We start from the raw sequence: 447 nt of genomic DNA on the forward strand, positions 1-447 counted from the left end.
GAGTGGACATATCTCACACCTATGTTAGAGTTTGACACACTTGGGCCTGGCGGGGACTACTACCGTTCGAGATGCGCACTCTCTATTCAGCACCACTTTGACAAACTGTCACTGATTAAAAATTCACTCAGAACCGTTATTTTCGTAGACGGCCGAACCGAGCTTTCGAGGTTTCAGTGGCTCGTTGCGGCCGTGAAATTGTTCTCAAGGGGGACGTTCCAGAGAGTCGAAGTCAGCCTAGCGCAGGAAGGATAACGAACCCGACGATGTCATTGAGCAGGTGCATTACTATCGGCGCGACGAGCGTCCGTCGCCAGAGGTAGACACCCGTGACGACCACGGACCACGCGCCAATCTGGAGCGTTGTTCCGACTCCCCACAGTGGGATGTGAATTGCAGTGAAAACAGCGAGTGGGATTCCGGCGGCGAGCCACACGTTGCCCGTGA

General features: G+C 54.6%; 2 protein-coding genes. One reads left to right on the forward strand and one right to left on the reverse strand.

Going from position 1 to position 447, the window contains the following annotated elements:
- Nucleotides 1-255, forward strand: a 255-nt coding sequence (locus DVK06_RS19505) for a hypothetical protein (protein WP_233561820.1), incomplete at its 5' end; no start/stop codon positions are given.
- On the opposite strand, the gene DVK06_RS19510 is transcribed toward DVK06_RS19505, so the two are convergent.
- Nucleotides 233-447: type II CAAX prenyl endopeptidase Rce1 family protein (locus tag DVK06_RS19510; RefSeq protein WP_121601164.1), on the reverse strand; the 215-nt coding region annotated here is incomplete at its 5' end. The two genes, DVK06_RS19505 and DVK06_RS19510, sit on opposite strands and share 23 nt — an antisense overlap.

It is taken from the genome of Halorubrum sp. Atlit-28R (assembly GCF_003665955.1).
Taxonomy (GTDB): domain Archaea; phylum Halobacteriota; class Halobacteria; order Halobacteriales; family Haloferacaceae; genus Halorubrum; species Halorubrum tropicale.